Here is a 17,989-nt window from a genome sequence, read left to right as displayed (position 1 = left end):
CGCCCCCCGCCCGCCCCACCCCCCGCCGTACTTCGACGCGTAGTCCCTGACGTTTCCGACGGTTTGCACGGCGTGTCGCGACGAGAACGTCAGGGACTAGCGACGGGCGGCGGGGGCACGCGGTAGAGAACGGCCGATGTCCTACGCCGCTCGGTACCGGAGCAGGCGGTCGCGGTCCCCCGGCTCGAGAGCCCGGCGCGAGGCGACCGTCGCCGTGCTGCGCCACCCCGGTGGGGGCGTCGTCGTCCACGACCGCCCGGCGGCTGGCCGTTCCGCGGCACGCGCGTACGCCGCGCGCAGCCGTGCGACCCGCTCCTCGCGCGACATCCCGGCGACGAACGCGACGTACTCCAGACCCAGCCCGCGCAACCGGTCCTCGCGCTGGAGGTCCGCGCGGCGACGCCCGCCGGCGAGATGGACCTCCCCGTCGTACTCACCGACGACGCCGGCGACCTCGTCGAGCAGGTCGACCGTCGCTACGTGACGGCCCCGCAGGTCGAAGACGGCCGCGTTCGCCGTCGGGCGGGGGCACCCCGCATCCTCGGTCCAGGTCCACCGGAGGCCCGACTCCTGCGGGGACCAGCAGTTCTCCACCACGTGCGGGATCGCCGCCCGGAGGGTCCGCACTCCCGTCCACCCGTTGAGCGTCGCCGTGAACGCGCGGAGCTCGTCGACGTCGACCAGGTCGTCGTACGCCGCCATGTCAGCGACACGTACCGCCGCGCGGATGCTCCGCGCCCGGCGCATCTCGAACGTCGCCGACCTGACCGGAACCGTCACGCGAACCCCGTCCACCAGCACCGTCTCGTCGACCCCCAGCCGCTCGGCCGAGTACTCGACATGGGCTTGAGGCCGTCGGTCGAAGGTCGCGATCACGACGGGCACGGGCAGGGCCCGCTCGCCCTCGTACCCGTCGAACCACTGGCCGCCCATCCACCGCAGCGCCGCCCATCCGGTGACCGCCCCGGGGTGTCCGACGACGCCGGCCGCTGCCTCGACGATCCTCTGCTCGACGTCGTCGGTCGAGACCTCGATCGGCACGTACAGGCCCCGGGAGGACCTCCGCCACGTACGCCGAGCGGCACGCTCCGTGGGACCGTCGACGCCCGCCCGGTCGATGCGGCGCGGAACCGTCAGGTGGGGTCGGCGCCGCTCGACGACGCGGCGCAACACCTCCAGCCCTTCCGACGTACCCACCCGCGCAGCGTGCCCGGCGGACGCCGTCGGTGCTCGCGGTCGTCCACAGCCCGACGTAGTCCCTGACGTTCTCGACGCGACACGCCGTGCCAGACGTCGAGAACGTCAGGGACTACGCGATCTGGTGGCGGGGCCGGGCGGCGGGCCGGAGCCAGAGACGGCGCAGGGCCCGCAGCGGGTACGGCGTACCTGCTGCGGGCCCTGCGTGGGGGGTGCCCCGTGGGGGCGGCGGCTCAGCCGAAGCGGCCGGAGATGTAGGCCTCGGTGGCCTCGTTGTCCGGGTTCGCGAAGACCTTCTCGGTCGGGTTGAACTCGACCAGGTGGCCGGGCTGGCCGGCGCCCTTGAGGTTGAAGAAGCCGGTCTCGTCGGAGACGCGGGCCGCCTGCTGCATGTTGTGGGTGACGATGACGATCGTGTACTGCGACTTCAGCTCGTGGATGAGGTCCTCGATCGCGGAGGTCGAGATGGGGTCGAGCGCGGAGCACGGCTCGTCCATCAGGAGCACCTCGGGCTCGACCGCGATGGCGCGGGCGATGCACAGGCGCTGCTGCTGACCACCCGACAGGCCCATGCCGGGCTTGCCGAGACGGTCCTTGACCTCGCCCCACAGGTTCGCGCCCTTGAGGGAGCGCTCGACGATGTCGTCCGCCTCGGACTTCTTCATCTTCTTGGCGTTGAGGCGGTTGCCGGCGAGCACGTTGTCGTAGATCGACATGGTGGGGAACGGGTTGGGCCGCTGGAAGACCATGCCGATCTGGCGGCGCACGGCGACGGGGTCGACGCCGTTGCCGTAGAGGTCCTGCCCGTCGACCACGATCTTGCCCTCGACGCGCGCGCCGGGGATGACCTCGTGCATGCGGTTGAGCGAGCGGAGGTAGGTCGACTTGCCGCAGCCCGAGGGGCCGATGAAGGCCGTCACGCTGCGCGCCCGGATCGTCATGTTGACGCCCTGCACGGCGAGGAAGTCGCCGTAGTAGATGTCGAGGTCGGAGACGTCGATGCTCTTGGCCATGGGGAGTGCTTTCCTTCTCTCGGCTCAGCGGCCGGTCTTGGGTGCGAACGCCTTGCCGATCACGCGGGCGAGCACGTTGAGGATCATGACGATCGCGATGAGGACGAGGGCCGCGCCCCAGGCTCGCTCGTGACCGGCGGACGCCGGCAGACCCGGCTGCGTGTAGCTGTAGTAGATGAACACCGGCAGCGTCGCCATGCGCTCGTCGAACAGGTTGAAGTTCACCGAGTCCGTCTTGCCCGCGATGATGAGCAGCGGGGCCGTCTCGCCGATGACGCGCGCGATCGCCAGGGTCACGCCGGTCACGATGCCGCTCATGGCGGTCGGCAGCACCACCTTGGTGATGGTCCGCCACTTGGGCACACCCAGAGCGTACGCCGCCTCCCGCAGCTCACCGGGAACCAGCTTGAGCATCTCCTCGGTGGAGCGCACCACGACCGGGATCATCAGCAGGGAGAGGGCCACCGAACCACCGAAGCCCATGCGCACGCCCGGGCCGAAGAACAGCACGAACAGCGCGTAGGCGAACAGGCCGGCGACGATCGACGGGATGCCCGTCATGACGTCCACCAGGAAGGTGATGGCCCGGGCGAGGCGGCTGCCCGTGCCGTACTCGACGAGGTAGATCGCCGTGAAGATGCCGATGGGCACGGAGATGACGGTCGCCGCGATCGTGACCAGGACCGTGCCGATGAGGGCGTGGTAGATGCCGCCCTGCGCGTCGCCGAAGACGCTGCGCATCGAGTAGGTGAAGAAGTCCGCCGAGAGCGCCGGGGCGCCCTTGCTGACGACCGTCCAGATGAGGGACACCAGCGGGACGATCGCCGCCAGCAGCGCCACCCACACGAGAGCGGCGACCAGGCGGTCGACGGCGCTGCGCTTGCCCTCGACGACGCGCGACCACAGCGGGAGCAGCACCACGAAGGCCACGATGGCGAGGAACGCGGCGGCGACGACGCCGGCGCCGAGCACGAGCGCCAGCGCACCACCGACGGCGATGGCCGCGACGACCGCGAGCAGCGGCGCGTACGCCGGCAGGCGGGGCCCCGACAGGGGCATGTCGTCCCGCACGGGCGTGGGGTTCTTCTCGAGGGTGGTCATCGGTTCATCTTCTTCCCGCTCCGGGCCACGATGGCGCGCGCCGCGAAGTTCACGGCGAAGGTGATGACGAAGAGGACCAGGCCGCTCGCGATGAGCACGTTGACCGAGGTGCCGGTCGCCTCGGGGAACTCACGCGCGATGTTGGCGGCGATGGTGTTGGGGTTCTGCGTCGAGATCAGGTTGAGGGTCACGAACCCGGTGCCCGAGGCGGCCAGCACCATCGCGACGGCCATGGTCTCACCGAGCGCGCGGCCCAGGCCCAGCATCGTGGCCGACACCATGCCCGATCGGGCGTAGGGGAAGACGGCCATCCGCACCATCTCCCAGCGCGTGGCGCCGAGCGCGAGGGCGGCCTCCTCGTGCAGCTTCGGGGTCTGCGCGAAGATCTCGCGGCAGATGGCCGTGATGATCGGCAGCACCATGATCGCCAGCACGAGGCCGGCGGTGAAGATGGTGCGGCCGCTGCCGGCGGCCGGGCCGGCGAAGAGCGGGATGAAGCCGAGGTTCTCCTCGAGCCAGCCGAAGAGGTCGCCCATGCGCGGGCCGAGGAACAGGATGCCCCAGAGGCCGTAGACGACGCTGGGCACGGCGGCGAGGAGGTCGACGACGTAGCCGAGGGGGGTGGCGAGGCGACGCGGCGCGTAGTGGGAGATCACCAGGGCCATGCCGATCGAGAGGGGCGTGGCGACGACGAGCGCGATGATGGCCGCCAGCAGCGTGCCGTAGACCAGGCGCAGGGCGTAGCCGATGAAGCTCGCCTGCCCGCTCATGGCGTCGGGCTCGGCGGTGAGGCCGGGGACACCCTCGACGGTCAGGAAGATCGCGACGCCGGCGAGCGCGACCAGGATGAGGGTCGCCGCGCCGACGGCGGTGCCGCGGAAGATGCGGTCGCCAGGGCGCTCGGTGGAGCGCTTCTTGACGGCCGGCTCACGATCCGGCGGGGGCGCCTTCACGGTGTCGGTAGAGGGCACGCTGCCTCACACTTTCTCTTCGTGCACACCGCCGTTCGGCGGCACGCCCCCGTGGGGACGTGCCGCCGAACGGTCGGTCATGTGCGGTTGATCAGGAGATCTTCTCGACGGCCGCGGCCGCCTTCTCCCGGAGCTCGTCGGGCAGCGGAGCGGCGCCGGCGTCGTTCGTGCCGGACTCCTGGCCCTCCGGGGAGAGGATGTACTCGAGGAAGCCCTTGACCAGCTCGGCCTCGTTCGAGTCCTCGTAGGACTGGCAGGCGATCAGGTACGACGCGAGCACGATCGGGTAGGTGCCCGACTCCTGCGTCGTGTAGTCGATGTCGACCGCGAGGTCGACCTCGGCGTCGCGACCCGGGACAGGGGTCGACGCGGTCAAGATCTGGCCGGCGGCCTCGGGGGTCGGGGCCACGAACTCCTCGCCGACGCCGATCGCGGCGGCCGAGAGACCGGCCTCCTCCACCTGCGAGCCGTCGGCGTAGCCGATCGAGCCCTCGGTGCCGGAGACGACCTCGATGACGCCCGACGTGCCGGTGGCGGCCTCGCCGGTGGCCGGCCAGTCCTCGACCGGGCCGTGCGGCCACGACGTGGTGGCGTCGAGGTAGGTGGTGAAGTTCTCGGTGGTGCCCGAGGCGTCACCGCGGAAGACCGGGTTGATCGCCAGGTCGGGCAGCGTCGCGTCCGGGTTGTCCGCGGCGATGGCCGGGTCGTTCCAGTTCGTGATCTGGTTGTTGAAGATCTGCGCGACGGTCTCGCCGGACAGCTGCAGGTCCTCGACGCCCGGGAGGTTGTACGCGACCGCGATCGGCGCGACGTACGACGGGATCTCGATCGGGGTGGTGCCGTTGCAGCGCTCGGTGGCGGCGGTCAGCTCCTCCTCGTCCAGGTACGCGTCCGAGCCGGCGAACTGCACGCCGCCCGCGATGAACTGCTCGCGGCCCGCGCCGGAGCCGGCGGGGTCGTAGTTGACCGTGACGTCGGAGGCAGCGCTCTGGAAGTTGCCGCGCCACACGCCCATCACGGCCTCCTGCGTGGAGGCACCGGCGCCGTTGAGGGTGCCCGAGAGCTCCGCGGCGTCGCTGGCCTGGTCGTCGCTGAGACCACCATTGCCCTCGTCCTCGTTGCCGGCGCCGCAGGCCGAGAGCGTGAGGGCCAGGACGGCCACGCCGGGCACGAGGTACCGGCTGTAAGAACTGCGCTTCACTACGAGTCTCCTGAAGTTTCGGATGAACTGACGCAGGGAACGTAAGGAGGTCGGGTGTACGGATCCGTCGGCGTCAGTGAACGAGCAGTGAACGCTCCCGACCCAGACGGGTACGTCCGGGCGGGCGTACGGCGACGAGACGGTGAACACCGGCCAGTAGGGGTTGACGGCATGACGTGGGTCACCTCCGCGGACCGCGAGGAGCCCCTCCCCGCACTCACTCGGACGTCGTGGCGGGCGTGACGGTCTCCGTCGTGACGACCGCACCGCGGTGGTGGTGCGCGACGATCGCCGCCCCCTTCGCGAGCTGCCCCGACGGGCGCGTGGCGACGCCGGGGCGGGCGTGGGCGGCGAGCGCGTCGTACACGAGCGGGAGCACCGGGCGGTGCGTGCAGAGCACGGCGCGACGCCGGCCCTCGAGCAGGGCGGTGACGAGGCGGCGTACCGAGCGGGCGTCGGCCCCCTCCTCGCTCAGGCAGGGGTGCAGGTCGGGCTCGAGCCCGGCCGCGTCGAGGAACGGCGCCACCGTCTGCACGCACCGCGTGCTGGGCGAGCTCACGACCTCGTCGACGCCGTAGGCCCCCAGGATCGGCACCCAGCCCCGCGCCTGCTCGTGCCCCCGGTCGGCGAGGGGGCGCAGCGGGTCGAGGGCGTCCCACGACGAGCGCGGGCGGGCGTCGCCGTGGCGGAGGACGACGAGGGCGCCGGTACGGCGGGGCAGCTCCACCGCCTCGGCGAGGGTACGGCGGTCGTGCGGGTAGGTGAGCCGGTCCGCGGCCTCGGCGAACGGCAGCCACACGACCTCGTCGATCTCGTCCCCGCGGCGGTATCCCGCGACGTCGTCGGGGCCCACGACCCGGGCGGACCAGTAGTCCACCGTCTTGCCGCGGGAGCCGGCCCGGGCCGCGACCTCGTAGCGCTGGCGGGTCAGCGGCACCCCCAGCCGCACGACGAGGCCCGTCTCCTCCGCGACCTCGCGGACGGCGGTGGCGGTGACGTGCTCGCCGGGGTCGACCTTGCCCTTGGGGAACGACCAGTCGTCGTACCGGGGGCGGTGGACCAGGAGGACCTCGTGGCCCGGCCGGGTCACCACCGCGCCCGCGGCGCGGACCACGGCCGTGGCTCGGGGGTCGGCAGGACCATCGGCTCCACGGGCGACCCCGGCACTCATGGGCCCAGTCTCACACGGGCCCCGGGCAGGTCAGGCCAGGGCGTAGCCCGCCTCGTCGACCGCGGCCGCGACGACCTCGCGGTCGATGGCCGACTCGCTGGTGACGGTGACGCGACCGGACTCGAGGTCCACCTGGACGTCCTGCACGCCGGGGATCTCCCCGACCTCCTCGCGGACGGACGCGACGCAGTGGCCGCAGGTCATGCCGGTGACGGTGTAGGTCTCGGTGCTCATGGCTTACCTCCGTGGTCGTCCCCGCCGCACGGGGCGGGGTGGTGGGTGGATCAGCGGACGAGGCGGCCGATGGCGTCGACCGCCTCCTGGATCTTGGCGTCGGCCTCGTCGCCGCCCGCCCGCGCGGCGTCGACCACGCAGTGCGACAGGTGGTCCCCGAGGAGGGTCACCGAGACGACGTGGAGAGCGCGGGTCATCGCGGAGACCTGGGTGAGGATGTCGATGCAGTACTTCTCGTCCTCGACCATGCGCTGCAGGCCCCGGGCCTGGCCCTCGATGCGGCGCAGGCGGCGCAGGATCTCGTCCTTGTGGCCGATGTAGCCGTGCACGTGGTGCTCGCCGTGCACGTGGTGCTCGCCGGGCTCGTCTGCAGCGGTGTCGACGGGATCGACGGCCTCGACGGCGCCGGTCGGACGGGGGGACGTCATGGGACCGAGCATACCCCGTGGGGGTATCGGTCGGGATGGCCCGCTCAGGCGTCGTGGGCGTCGACGCCGAGGATGCGGTCGATCTCCTCGAGGGTCAGGCTGCCCTCGGACTGGCTGGCCGCGACCATGAGGTTGGTGGTCAGCTCGACCTCCGACAGCAGCACGGAGTCCTCGAGCGTGACGTCGAACTGATCGCTCATCCCGCTCACCTCCACCACCGCACGCGCACCGGTCCAGAGTGCCCCAGGGGTGGTGACCGGAAACGGCGGACCGGCCAGAACGACCCGATCGGACCAGGCTGTCTAGTCCGCACGGGTGGTGCCGAGTGGCCCGTCCGCGCCGGTCGGGGCCGGCGGTCGCCCCGTGTAGCGGGCGACGGGCGACGTCAGGAGGCGTCGGCGGGCGAGAGCGCGGCCGCGAGGGACGCGTGGATGACGAACACCTTCGCCAGCCCGGTGATGCGGAAGATCTTGAGGAGGCGGTCCTGGCTGCAGATCAGCTGCAGGGAGCCGTTGTGGGCGCGGACCTTCTTGAGGCCGCCGACGAGGACGCCGAGGCCCGTGGAGTCGAGGAACTCGACGGCCTCCATGTCGATCACCAGGTCGTAGGCACCCGCCGCCACCAGCTCGGTGATCCGGTCGCGCAGCCGCGGAGCCGTGTAGACGTCGATCTCGCCACCCACCGCGACGATGGTCTTGCCATCGTTCTCGCTGGTCGCAAGAGTCAGATCCACGTCGTCTCCTCAGGCACGGGGCGTGCTCTCGGCTCTCAGGGGCACAGTCCCCCGAACAGTGCCTGGGCTATCAAACCATGTCGGGGCCCCTGCCCGCAGGCAGACCCGTCACGCGGTCCCCGGCCGCACGCGGGGGCGACGCCGCCGTCGCCGCCGCCCGCCGGCCCGCCCGCCGCGCCGCCCGCCGCCCGCCGCCCGCCGCCCGTTGTTGTCGGTGGTCCTTGCGACACTCGATACGTGACCACCACCCACCCGTGCCCCGCGGGCACGCTGCCGCCCCGCCTGGCCCGCCTCGCGGCCACGGGCGACCGGCGCGAGCGGCTGCGGCACGTGGAGGTGGTGCCGGCCCGGGAGGCCACCACGGCCGCCTGGCCCGGGTGGGTGCACGCGGACGTGCGGGCGGCGTACGAGCGGAACGGCCTCGTGCTGCCGTGGAGCCACCAGGTGCACGCGGCCGACGCCGCACGGGCCGGGCGGCACGTGGTCGTGGCGACCGGGACCGCGTCGGGCAAGTCGCTGGCCTACGCGCTGCCGGCGCTCAGCGCCGCGCTGGAGGAGCGCAACAGTCGCGGGCGGCGGGGCGCCACCACCCTCTACGTCTCCCCCACCAAGGCGCTGGCCGCCGACCAGCGGGCCGGGCTCGAGGCGCTCGGGACGGGCGTGCGGGTGACGACGCACGACGGGGACAGCCCGCCCGAGCTGCGGGACTGGACGCGGGACCACGCGGAGTACGTGCTGACCAACCCCGACATGCTCCACCACTCGATGCTGCCCGACCACGCGCGCTGGGCGACGTTCTGGCGCTCGCTGCGCTACGTGGTCGTGGACGAGTGCCACCACTACCGGGGCGTGTTCGGCGCCCACGTGGCGCAGGTGCTGCGGCGGCTGCGCCGGGTGGCGGCGCGGTACGGCGCGTCCCCCACCTTCGTGCTCGCCTCGGCCACCGCGGCCGACCCGGCGGGCACGGCCGGCCGGCTCACCGGCCTGGAGGTGGAGGCGGTGACGCTCGACGGCTCGCCGCGCGGCGAGGTCGCGGTCGCGCTGTGGCAGCCCGCGCTGACGTCGTTCGCCGGTGAGAACGGGGCGCCCGTGCGCCGCGCCGCGACCTCGGAGGCGGCCGACCTCCTCGCCGACCTCGTCGTCGACGGGGTGCGGTCCCTGGCCTTCGTGCGCTCGCGCCGCGGGGCCGAGCAGGTCGCGCGCTCGACCCGCGCCCACCTCTCCGAGGTCGACGCCTCGCTCGCGGGGCGGGTCACGTCGTACCGGGGTGGCTACCTCCCCGAGGAGCGGCGCGCGATCGAGGGGGCGCTGCGCTCGGGCGACCTGCTGGCGCTCGCGGCGACGAACGCACTCGAGCTGGGCATCGACGTGGCCGGGCTCGACGCGGTGCTCGTCACGGGCTTCCCCGGCACCCGGGCGGCGCTGTGGCAGCAGGTCGGCCGCGCCGGTCGCGAGGGGCAGGACGCGCTCGGCGTGCTCGTGGCGCGCGACGACCCGCTGGACACCTACCTCGTCACCCACCCCGAGGCCCTGTTCTCGGCCCCCGTCGAGGCCACCGTCTTCGACCCCGGCAACCCCTACGTGCTCGCCCCCCACCTGTGCGCCGCGGCCGCCGAGCTGCCGCTGACCCCGGACGACCTGCCGCTCTTCGGACCGACCGCCGCGGGGATCGTGGAGCAGCTGGTGGCGGCCGGGCTGCTGCGCCGTCGCCCGCACGGCTGGTTCTGGACCGACCGCCGCCGCGCCAGCGAGCTGGCCGACCTCCGGTCGAGCGGAGGTCGCGCGGTGCAGCTGATCGAGGCGGACACGGGTCGGGTGGTCGGCACGGTGGACGCGGCCCGCGCGCACGGCGAGGCCCACGAGGGCGCGGTCTACCTGCACCTCGGGGAGACCTGGCTGGTGGAGTCCCTCGACCTGGAGGAGCACGTCGCGGTGATGCGGCGGGCGGACCCGCCGTACTCGACCTCGGCCCGGGAGGTCACCGACATCCAGGTCGTCGCGACGTCGGAGTCGACGGACTGGGGCGGGTGCCGGCTCGCGCTGGGCACCGTGGAGGTCAACCACCAGGTGGTGTCGTTCCTGCGCCGGCGCGAGCCCGGCGGCGAGGTGATGGGCGAGCAGCCCCTCGACCTGCCCACCCGGTCGCTGCGCACGAGCGCGGTGTGGTGGACGGTGCCGGCCGCCGTGCTGGAGGAGACCGGCATCGACACGATGGACCTGCCGGGCGCCGCGCACGCCGCGGAGCACTGCTCGATCGGGCTGCTGCCGCTCTTCGCGACCTGCGACCGCTGGGACATCGGCGGCGTCTCGACGGTGCTGCACCCGGACACCGGCACGCTCACCGTCTTCGTGTACGACGGGCACCCGGGCGGAGCGGGCTTCGCGGAGCGCGGGTACGCCGCCGCCCCCGCCTGGCTGCGGGCCACGCGCGAGGCGATCGCGGGGTGCGAGTGCCCGGCGGGCTGCCCGTCGTGCGTGCAGTCGCCGAAGTGCGGCAACCAGAACCAGCCGCTCGACAAGGAGGCGGCCGGGCGCCTGCTCGACGCCCTGCTGCGTCACGCACCGCCGACCTGACCCGGCCGCTCCGCCCGGCCCGCCGGGCCGGCGCGTGCGGTGCCCCGCAGCTCGGCCACCCGGCCCGCCAGGGAGTCGTGGTCCACCACGACCTCGACGCGGACGTCGCGTCCGATCACCTCGCACGACGCCAGGCGCGCGGCGTTCGCCGCCGCGGTGGTCGCGGCCGCTCCGCAGGCATCGCCCGTGCGTCCCAGGGCCGTCGCCCCGGCCAGCGCCGCGAGGTCGGCGGCGGCCTGCGCGCGCCGGTGGTCGACCACGAGGGCCGCGCCCACCGCGACGGCGAGCGCGACCGTCGCCAGCACCATCACCATGCCCAGCGCGGCCACCGTCGCGAAGCCACCCTCGCCCCGCCGGCCTCCACGACGGCTCCCGCGTCGGTCGGCGTGTCGGTCCGCGTGTCGGTCCGGTCGCCCCGGCACCCGCGGGAGCGCGCTCACCGTTCCTCCCGGGCGGCGACGGCGGTCGCCGACAGCCGGACGCCGGGGACCCAGCCGAGCAGCGGCGGGCCGCCCGCGTCGACGTGCACGGTCGCCGTGACCTCGTCTCCCCGGGTGACCACCGACACCGACGCCCCGTCCGGCGCGACCCGCCGGCCGGCCGCGACGCTGGCCGCGGGGTCGTCGTCGCGGGCCGCCGCCCGCGCGGTCTCGCGGGCCGCGTCGACGACGCGGACCTGGGTGACGCCGAGGCCGACGAGCCAGCTGAGGGCCAGCGTGACGAGCACCAGCACCGGCAGCACCATGACCGCCTCCGCCGTCACCACGCCCCGCTGGTCCCGCGACCGGACCCGCAGGGCGGGGCGTCGGCCGGCACCGGCCGGCCGACGCCCGGCCCTCACCCGACCCCGATCAGACCGAGGACGTGGTCGAACATCGAGGTCAGCATCTGGTTGCCGAGCCCGCCGGTGAGCAGCTGGTAGGCCAGCCCGGCCAGACCGGCGCCGGCGGCGGTGCCCACGGCGTACTCCGCCGTCGTGATCCCCCGCTGGTCGCGGCGGCGCGGGGACCGGCCCCTCCGGCTCGGGCGGGGCTTCGTCAGGTGTGCTCGCACGGTGTCTCCTCCTTCGTGTCGCGCCGGTCGGACCGGCGCGGATGACCGGTGGCGCGGGACCGCCGACCGGGCCGCCCCTCGGGCGACGCAGCCACCCTCCGCCGCCGCGGGGGCCGCTGGGCCGGGCCGCCGGTCGGCTGTGGACGGGCCGTCCGGGGCCGTCGGCTGGGGACGCTTTGCGGCACGACCCTCACCACCGGATGCCGTCGACGGCGGCGGCCACGAGCGGCACGATGCCGAGCAGCAGGAACGCCGGCAGCAGGCACACGCCCAGGGGCACCGCGGCGCGCACACCGACGGTGCGCGCCCGGTCCTCGACCCCGGCGCGCTCCTGGGCGGCGAGCTCGTCGGCCAGGTCGAGGACGGCGGCCGTGACGCCGGCACCGGCCTCGTGGGCCCGCACCATCACGCGGCCCAGCGGGGCCAGCGGCGGACTGTCGGCACCGAGGCGCGCCCAGACCTGCGCGGGTTCGAGCCCCAGCCCGAGACGGGCGGCCACCGGCGCGAGCTCGTCGGCCGCGGGGCCGGGCAGGGCGGCGCGCACGACGTCGAGCGCCGGGCCGGGGGCGGCGCCGGAGCCGAGGGCCGCGCCGTACATCTCGACGAAGGCGGGCAGCTCCCGGCGCAGGCGCGCCCGGTGGCGCCGGACGGAGGCCGGCTCGGAGCGGCGCAGCAGCGTCCACAGACCGGCGGCGGCGCCGGCGCCCAAGAGCCAGCCCAGCGGACCGCCGACGAACGACACGACCCCGAGCGCGGCGCACGCGCACCACGCGGGGGCCCAGCGCTGGAGGAGGTCGGCGCGACCGGGACCCTCCCCACCGCGGGACGGCGCCCGCACCCGCGGCGCGGGAGGCCCGAGCAGCAGGAACGCCCCGGCCGCGCAGAGCGCCGCCACGACCGCGGCGCCGATCACGTCGCCGACCGGGTGACGTCGTCAGCGATCGCCTCGATCCACCACAGGCCGAGGAACCCCGCGGCCAGGCCGCCGGCGAGGCAGCCCAGCCCGACCGGCGTCGCGGTGAGGAACCGGACCGGGTCGCCGCCCGTCGTGCCGCCCATGAGCAGCGCCACCACCGGCAGCCCGGCCATGAGGCGGGCCGTCGCCCGGGCGGAGGCCAGCTCGGAGGCGACGACGCGGCGGGTGGCCTGCGTGGAGCGGGCCAGCGCGGCCACCCGCGCCAGGGCCTCGGCGAGCCCGGCGCCGGTGCGGGCGCTGACCTGCCAGGCGGCCGCGACCAGTCGGAGGTCGTCCGCCCCCGGCACCCGGGCCAGCGCCCGCCAGGCGGTCGGCACGTCCGCGCCGAGGCGCTCCGCGCGCCGCACCCCACCCACCGCCGGCCACTCCTGCGCCGCGGCGTCCAGGGCCGACGCGGGCGGACGCCCGGAGCGCAGCTCCGAGGCCAGCACCTCGCAGACGGCGACCACGCGCTCGCGCGTGCCCGCCGCAGCACGGGCCGACGCGCGGCGGGCCAGGAGGGCCCGGCCGGCCAGCAGCACCGCCGTACCGAGGGCCGCCCAGACCGCCACGATCCCGCCCCCGCCGAGGACGAGCGCGGTGACGCCGGCGCCCGCGCCCGCGACGACGAGCGGGCCGGCCCGGCGGCGGGGCTGCGACGCACCACCCGCGCCGTCCATCCCGCTCCCGACCCCACCACCGAGCCGCGGCCGCGACGGCGCCAGCAGCAGCACGGCCGCGCCCGCGGCGGCGCCGGCGACGAGGCCGCTCACGGCTCGCCGTCCTGGGCGCCGAGGAGCTCCTCGAGCCGCTCGGCCCCCGGGCCGAGGCGGACGCCGCCGGCCGCGTCGAACTCGACCGCGGGCCAGGCCTCGACGAGGCCGTCGGGGCGGCGCACCGGCACCGCGACCTCGGCGAGCCGGCGCCGGCCGTCCCGCCCGCGGGCGAGGTGCAGCACGACGTCGAGCGCGGCGGCCAGCTGGCTGTGGGCGGCGTCGCGGGGCAGACCGGCGGCCTGGGCGAGGGCCTCCACCCGGGGGACGACGTCCCGCGCGCTGTTGGCGTGCACGGTGCCGCACCCACCCTCGTGCCCGGTGTTGAGCGCCGCGAGGAGCTCCACCACCTCGGCGCCGCGCACCTCGCCGACCACGAGCCGGTCGGGGCGCATGCGCAGGGCCTGGCGCACCAGCGTCCTCAGCGTGACCTCGCCCGCGCCCTCCACGTTGGCCGGCCGCGCCTCCAGCGCCACGACGTGGGGGTGCTCGGGCCGCAGCTCGCTGGAGTCCTCGACCAGCACGATGCGCTCGTGCCGCGGCGCCAGCGAGAGCAGGGCGCCGAGCAGCGTCGTCTTCCCCGACCCCGTGCCACCGCTGACGAGGAAGGCGCGGCGCCGCGCCACGAGCCGGTGGAGCAGCCGGGCGCCCTCCGGGGTCACCGCCCGGCGCTCGAGCAGGTCGTCGAGACCGAGCCGGCCGGGGCGGGGCACGCGGAGGCTGACCAACGTGCCGGGCCGGGCCACCGGGGCCAGCACGGCGTGCAGCCGCGTGCCGTCGGGCAGCCGGGCGTCGACGTGGGGCACGGCGTCGTCGAGCCGGCGCCCGGCCCGGGCCGCCAGCCGCTGCGCCAGCCGGCGGACCGCCGCCTCGTCGACGAACCGGACGTCGGTGCGCTCGAGCCCGGCGCCGACGTCGATGAAGACGTCGTCCGCCCCGTTCACCAGCACGTCGGTGACGTCCGGCAGACGCAGCAGCGGCTCCAGGGGACCGGCCCCGCCGACCTCGCGCCGCAGCTCCTCGTGCACCGCCAGCACGGTGGCGTCGCCGACCGGGCGGCCGAGGTCGCGCAGGGCGGCCGCGACGCTGCGCGGCGTGAGGGCACCCGGCTCGGCCAGCTCACCGGCGAGGCGGTCGCGGACGGCGTCGACCAGGTGCGGCACGGCGCTCACGCCGCACGCCCCGCGGCGACCCCGACGGCGTCGAGCACCTGGGCCGCGACCGTCGCCAACGGGCCCCGGACGCGCAGCGGGCCCACACCGAGGAGCACGGGCTCGACCAGCCGCGGACGCGTGCGGAGCTCACCCAGCAGCGGTGCGTCGACCGCCCGGGCCACCTGCTCGGGACGGGCACCCGGGCCGCGCACGACGACGCCGACCGGCGTCGCGCCCCCGAGCCAGGCGACCACCCGGGCCGCCGAGGAGACTCCGGTGAGGGTGGGGTCGACGACCACGACCACCAGGTCGGTGCGGGCGGCGAGCTCAGCGGTGCGGTCGTCGGCCCGGCGCGGCAGGTCCAGCACCACGGTGTCGTGACCGCGGCCCGCGGCGGCCAGCACCTCCCGCACCACCTCGAGCGGAGGCTCGTCGTCCCCCGCCACCGGCAGCACCCCGCCCGCAGCCCCGCCGCCCCGCGGCCCTCCCGGACCTGCCGGACCTCCCGGGCCGCCCCACGTCAGGACCCCCAGGTCGTCCCTGCGCGGGAGCGCCTCGCGCAGCGCCCGCCCGCCGATGCGGCCGAGCGTGCCGGCGAGGGCCTCCCACCGCACGCCGTCCGCGTCGTCGAGACCGAGCACGCGGTCGGTGCCGGGGCCCCAGGGGTCGAGGTCGACCACGACGGTGGGGCCGGCCGACGCGGCCACCGCGCCCACGGCGCACGCCAGGACCGTCGCGCCCGCTCCCCCGCTGCCCCCGACGACGGCCACCGCCCGCGAGCCCCCGCGTGCGTCCTCCTGGTCCCCGAGCTGCTCGGCGAGCCACTCCGTCGCCCCGGGCAGCGCCGCGACGCTGCACGCGCCGAGCTCGACCGCCGCCCGGTAGGTGGCCGGCGGCGGGTCCGCCGCCGCGAGCAGGTGCACCGCGTCGCGGCGCGCCGGGCGCAGGTCCCCCAGGGCCGGCGCCAGGTCGGTACCGACCAGCACCAGCGGCGCCGACTGCCACCGCGCCAGCGCCGCCACCGCGTCGGCCACCACCTCGAGGCCGGCGCCCGTCGCCGCGGCCAGGCGCTCCACCGCCGCGCGCAGGTCGGGGTCGGCCGTGGCCAGCAGGGGCGGCGCCCCCGGCTCCCCGGTCTCCGTCGGGTCGGGTCGGGCCGCGCCGCTCCTCGCTCGTGTCCACATAGGGCCCACGGTGGCGGCCGCGACGGGGCCTCGGCCCCCGCACCTGCCGACCTGGGGACGACTGCGCCGCCGCCCCGACCTGGGGACGAGAAGCGGCGCGCGGGGAGCGCCGTACCCGGGGTCCCGACGTACCGGAACGTTCCACCTCCCGCACGCGCCCCGCAGGCGCCACGGTGGAGGCCACGCGTCGAAAGGGGTCCCCCGTGTCCACCGCCTCCTCCCCGCCGGGCGACCCCGGCAGCCCCGTCCCACCCGCCACACCCCCCACGCCCGGCCTGCCCGGCGTGCCCGGTCTGCCGCCGGACGCGCCGCACGTCGCCGTGCGCGTCGCCGTCACCACGGGCACGCGTACCGTCCGCAGCGACCTCGTGCTCCTCGGCAGCCGCGGGGCGCTGCGCACCCCCGTGGCCGCCGCCGCCGGCGGGCCGACCGAGCGGCCCGGCGCACCCGGTCCCCGCACGACGACGTTCCCCACCGCCGCGCTGTGGCCGACGGTCCGGGGCCTCCTGCCCGACCTGCCGCACGTCGTGGCGGATCCCGCGATCAGCCGGCCCGAGGACCGCACCGAGCCCCCGGCCGACCTCGCCGCGACGGCGCTGCACGTGGTGACGACGAGCGTCGGGGCCCACGCTCCCGCCGCGCCCGGCGCCACCCCGCCGCCGGACTCCCTCGCCGTCCGCACCTGGCTCGTCACCGCCACCGGCCTGTACGGCGTGACCGAGGGCCCGCTGGGCACGACGATCGTCACCGGCGAGCGCGCCGGGGCGCTCGCCGCGACGCTGCAGTGGGACGTCGCCGGCGCGCTCGACCACCTCGTGCGCCTCCTCGAGCAGCGGCCGGGGGCCGCGTGATGACGCTCGTGACGCACGGCATGGACGTGGCGGCGGGACTCGCCGCGGCCGACACCATGACCGACGGGGCGAGCGCCGTCCGCGACCTCGCCGCCCGTCTCGACGCGGCGCTCGAGGGCTTCACCTGGACCGGTCCGGACGCCGAGCGCGTGCGGGGCGAGTGGTCCTTCACCCGGCGGCCCCAGCTCGTGCTCGTCGCCGAGCACCTCTCCGAGCTCGCGGTGCGCCTGCGCGCCGAGGCCGACGCCCAGGAGGTGGCGTCCGGCGGGGACGGCGCGCCCGGCGGCGCGGCCGGCACCCAGGGAGGCCCGCAGGGCGAGCCGCCCGAGCCCCAGGGCCTGCTGGGCCGCATCGGCGACTGGATCGGCGACCGGCTCGTCGCCGGCGGGCAGGCGCTCGGCCGCTTCCTCGGCGCGCAGCTCGACCTCCAGGGCAAGGTGCTCGACGTCCTCCTGGGGCGCGGCGACCACAGCGTCGCCTCGATCGCCGCCAGCGCGATCACCGGCCTGGGCGCCCTCGCCGGTGTCGGCGTGAACCTGTGGACGGGCGAGGACCGGCGCTGGTTCGCCGAGGGCGGGGGCCGCGCGGGCGACCCGGTCGCCGTGCCCGCCCGGGACGGCGGCCCCTCGTCACGCCCCGCCCTGGAGCAGCCGCGCAGCCTCGACGCGATCATGCAGTCGGTCACCGACGCCTACACGAACGGCACGACCCCCGGCAGCGACGGCGAGGTGCGCATCGTCAGGGTCGACAACGGGGGCACCCCGGCGTACGTCGTCGCCGTGCCCGGCACCGAGACCTGGAGCCCCAGCGGCGGCACCATGCCCCGCGACCTCACCGCCAACCTGCAGCTCATGGCCGGCAACCCCACGGCCGCGGCCGAGTCGGTGCGGGCCGCGATGGAGCGCGCGGGCATCCCGGCCGGCGCGCCGGTCCTCATGGTCGGCCACTCCCAGGGCGGCATGATCACCGGCCACCTGGCCGCCGACCCGGCCTTCCGGGAGCGGTTCAACGTGACGAACATGGTCACCTACGGCTCGCCCGTCGACCACCTGCGCATCGAGGGCGTGAACGTCCTGCAGATGGGCCACTCCCTCGACCCCGTGCCGCGCGCCGACCTGGGCGGCTGGCAGCCCGGCGGGCTCCCGTCCGTCGGCCAGCAGGTCGAGCTGCCCAGCCCGGGGGCGTGGAGCGACGTGCTCGGCAACCACAGCCACGAGGCCTACATCCGCACCGTGCACGACGCGCTCGCGAGCGACTCCGCGCTGGGCGACCGGCTGCGCGCCTACCAGTCGGACCCCTCGATGGCGCCGTTCCTCGTCGGCCCCGACGGGTCGGCGTCGGCGGTCGACGTGCCGATCGGGCGCGACGTGCCCCGCCGGGAGGGCACGTGAGCGGG

Annotated in this window: 20 protein-coding genes; 3 read left to right on the top strand and 17 right to left on the bottom strand. The window is 75.8% G+C overall.

Annotated features, from left to right (window positions below; genetic code table 11):
- Positions 1-141: 141 nt before the first annotated feature.
- The 10 genes from ACOACO_RS05335 to ACOACO_RS05290 form a co-directional block, all read right to left on the bottom strand.
- The gene (locus ACOACO_RS05335; RefSeq protein WP_420295204.1) at positions 142-1,197 is read right to left on the bottom strand and encodes a hypothetical protein; all 1,056 of its coding nucleotides are present in this window, start codon (positions 1,195-1,197) and stop codon (positions 142-144) included.
- A 233-nt stretch (positions 1,198-1,430) separates the two neighbouring features.
- Positions 1,431-2,210, bottom strand: coding sequence for a phosphate ABC transporter ATP-binding protein PstB (gene pstB, locus ACOACO_RS05330; RefSeq protein ID WP_420295203.1), 780 nt, complete (start codon positions 2,208-2,210; stop codon positions 1,431-1,433).
- A 24-nt stretch (positions 2,211-2,234) separates the two neighbouring features.
- Entirely contained in the window at positions 2,235-3,311 is a 1,077-nt protein-coding gene (gene pstA, locus ACOACO_RS05325; protein WP_420295202.1) for a phosphate ABC transporter permease PstA, read from the bottom strand.
- Positions 3,308-4,282 carry a phosphate ABC transporter permease subunit PstC gene (gene pstC, locus ACOACO_RS05320; protein ID WP_420295201.1) on the bottom strand — a complete coding sequence of 325 codons (975 nt, stop codon included), beginning with the start codon at positions 4,280-4,282 and terminating at the stop codon, positions 3,308-3,310. The genes pstA and pstC overlap by 4 nt, the downstream gene beginning before the upstream one ends.
- Before the next feature lie 91 nt (positions 4,283-4,373).
- Positions 4,374-5,483 (bottom strand): phosphate ABC transporter substrate-binding protein PstS, encoded by a 1,110-nt coding sequence (pstS, locus tag ACOACO_RS05315; protein WP_420295200.1) that lies wholly within the window; start codon positions 5,481-5,483, stop codon positions 4,374-4,376.
- A 217-nt stretch (positions 5,484-5,700) separates the two neighbouring features.
- Positions 5,701-6,654 carry an NUDIX hydrolase gene (locus ACOACO_RS05310; RefSeq protein ID WP_420295199.1) on the bottom strand — a complete coding sequence of 318 codons (954 nt, stop codon included), beginning with the start codon at positions 6,652-6,654 and terminating at the stop codon, positions 5,701-5,703.
- A gap of 30 nt (positions 6,655-6,684) precedes the next feature.
- Complete coding sequence (locus ACOACO_RS05305; protein WP_420295198.1) at positions 6,685-6,888, bottom strand: heavy-metal-associated domain-containing protein; 204 nt, start codon at positions 6,886-6,888, stop codon at positions 6,685-6,687.
- Between the two features lie 50 nt (positions 6,889-6,938).
- Positions 6,939-7,316 carry a metal-sensitive transcriptional regulator gene (locus ACOACO_RS05300; protein ID WP_420295197.1) on the bottom strand — a complete coding sequence of 126 codons (378 nt, stop codon included), beginning with the start codon at positions 7,314-7,316 and terminating at the stop codon, positions 6,939-6,941.
- A 44-nt stretch (positions 7,317-7,360) separates the two neighbouring features.
- Entirely contained in the window at positions 7,361-7,516 is a 156-nt protein-coding gene (locus ACOACO_RS05295) for a hypothetical protein (protein WP_420295196.1), read from the bottom strand.
- A 185-nt stretch (positions 7,517-7,701) separates the two neighbouring features.
- Positions 7,702-8,049 (bottom strand): STAS domain-containing protein, encoded by a 348-nt coding sequence (locus ACOACO_RS05290; RefSeq protein ID WP_420295195.1) that lies wholly within the window; start codon positions 8,047-8,049, stop codon positions 7,702-7,704.
- 237 nt (positions 8,050-8,286) lie between these two features.
- On the opposite strand from ACOACO_RS05290, the gene ACOACO_RS05285 reads away from it, so the two are divergent.
- Positions 8,287-10,623, top strand: a complete 2,337-nt coding sequence (locus ACOACO_RS05285) for a DEAD/DEAH box helicase (RefSeq protein WP_420295194.1) — start codon at positions 8,287-8,289, stop codon at positions 10,621-10,623.
- On the opposite strand, the gene ACOACO_RS05280 is transcribed toward ACOACO_RS05285, so the two are convergent.
- From ACOACO_RS05280 to ssd, 7 genes are all read right to left on the bottom strand, one after another.
- Complete coding sequence (locus ACOACO_RS05280) at positions 10,605-11,045, bottom strand: Rv3654c family TadE-like protein (protein WP_420296301.1); 441 nt, start codon at positions 11,043-11,045, stop codon at positions 10,605-10,607. The genes ACOACO_RS05285 and ACOACO_RS05280 overlap by 19 nt on opposite strands.
- 14 nt (positions 11,046-11,059) lie before the next feature.
- Positions 11,060-11,389, bottom strand: a complete 330-nt coding sequence (locus tag ACOACO_RS05275; protein WP_420295193.1) for a TadE family type IV pilus minor pilin — start codon at positions 11,387-11,389, stop codon at positions 11,060-11,062.
- 71 nt (positions 11,390-11,460) lie between these two features.
- Positions 11,461-11,676 (bottom strand): DUF4244 domain-containing protein, encoded by a 216-nt coding sequence (locus ACOACO_RS05270; RefSeq protein ID WP_420295192.1) that lies wholly within the window; start codon positions 11,674-11,676, stop codon positions 11,461-11,463.
- Between the two features lie 190 nt (positions 11,677-11,866).
- Positions 11,867-12,589 (bottom strand): type II secretion system F family protein, encoded by a 723-nt coding sequence (locus ACOACO_RS05265; RefSeq protein ID WP_420295191.1) that lies wholly within the window; start codon positions 12,587-12,589, stop codon positions 11,867-11,869.
- Entirely contained in the window at positions 12,586-13,404 is an 819-nt protein-coding gene (locus tag ACOACO_RS05260) for a type II secretion system F family protein (protein WP_420295190.1), read from the bottom strand. The genes ACOACO_RS05265 and ACOACO_RS05260 overlap by 4 nt, the downstream gene beginning before the upstream one ends.
- Positions 13,401-14,576, bottom strand: a complete 1,176-nt coding sequence (locus ACOACO_RS05255; RefSeq protein WP_420295189.1) for a TadA family conjugal transfer-associated ATPase — start codon at positions 14,574-14,576, stop codon at positions 13,401-13,403. Before ACOACO_RS05255 ends, ACOACO_RS05260 begins: the two co-directional genes overlap by 4 nt.
- On the bottom strand, positions 14,573-15,742 hold the full coding sequence (gene ssd, locus ACOACO_RS05250) for a septum site-determining protein Ssd (RefSeq protein ID WP_420295188.1): 1,170 nt from the start codon (positions 15,740-15,742) through the stop codon (positions 14,573-14,575). Before ssd ends, ACOACO_RS05255 begins: the two co-directional genes overlap by 4 nt.
- 203 nt (positions 15,743-15,945) lie before the next feature.
- Between ssd and ACOACO_RS05245 the strand changes: the two genes are divergently transcribed.
- Both ACOACO_RS05245 and ACOACO_RS05240 read left to right on the top strand, forming a co-directional pair.
- Positions 15,946-16,593, top strand: coding sequence for a hypothetical protein (locus tag ACOACO_RS05245; protein ID WP_420295187.1), 648 nt, complete (start codon positions 15,946-15,948; stop codon positions 16,591-16,593).
- A complete protein-coding gene (locus ACOACO_RS05240) occupies positions 16,593-17,984 on the top strand; it encodes a hypothetical protein (RefSeq protein WP_420295186.1) in 1,392 nt (463 codons plus the stop codon). Before ACOACO_RS05245 ends, ACOACO_RS05240 begins: the two co-directional genes overlap by 1 nt.
- Positions 17,985-17,989 lie beyond the last annotated feature (5 nt).

It is taken from the genome of Nocardioides sp. CPCC 205120 (assembly GCF_048654585.1).
In the GTDB taxonomy this organism is placed as follows: domain Bacteria; phylum Actinomycetota; class Actinomycetes; order Propionibacteriales; family Nocardioidaceae; genus Nocardioides.
The sequence above is the reverse complement of the archived record's forward strand: the minus strand, read 5'-3'. Positions and strand labels throughout refer to the sequence as shown.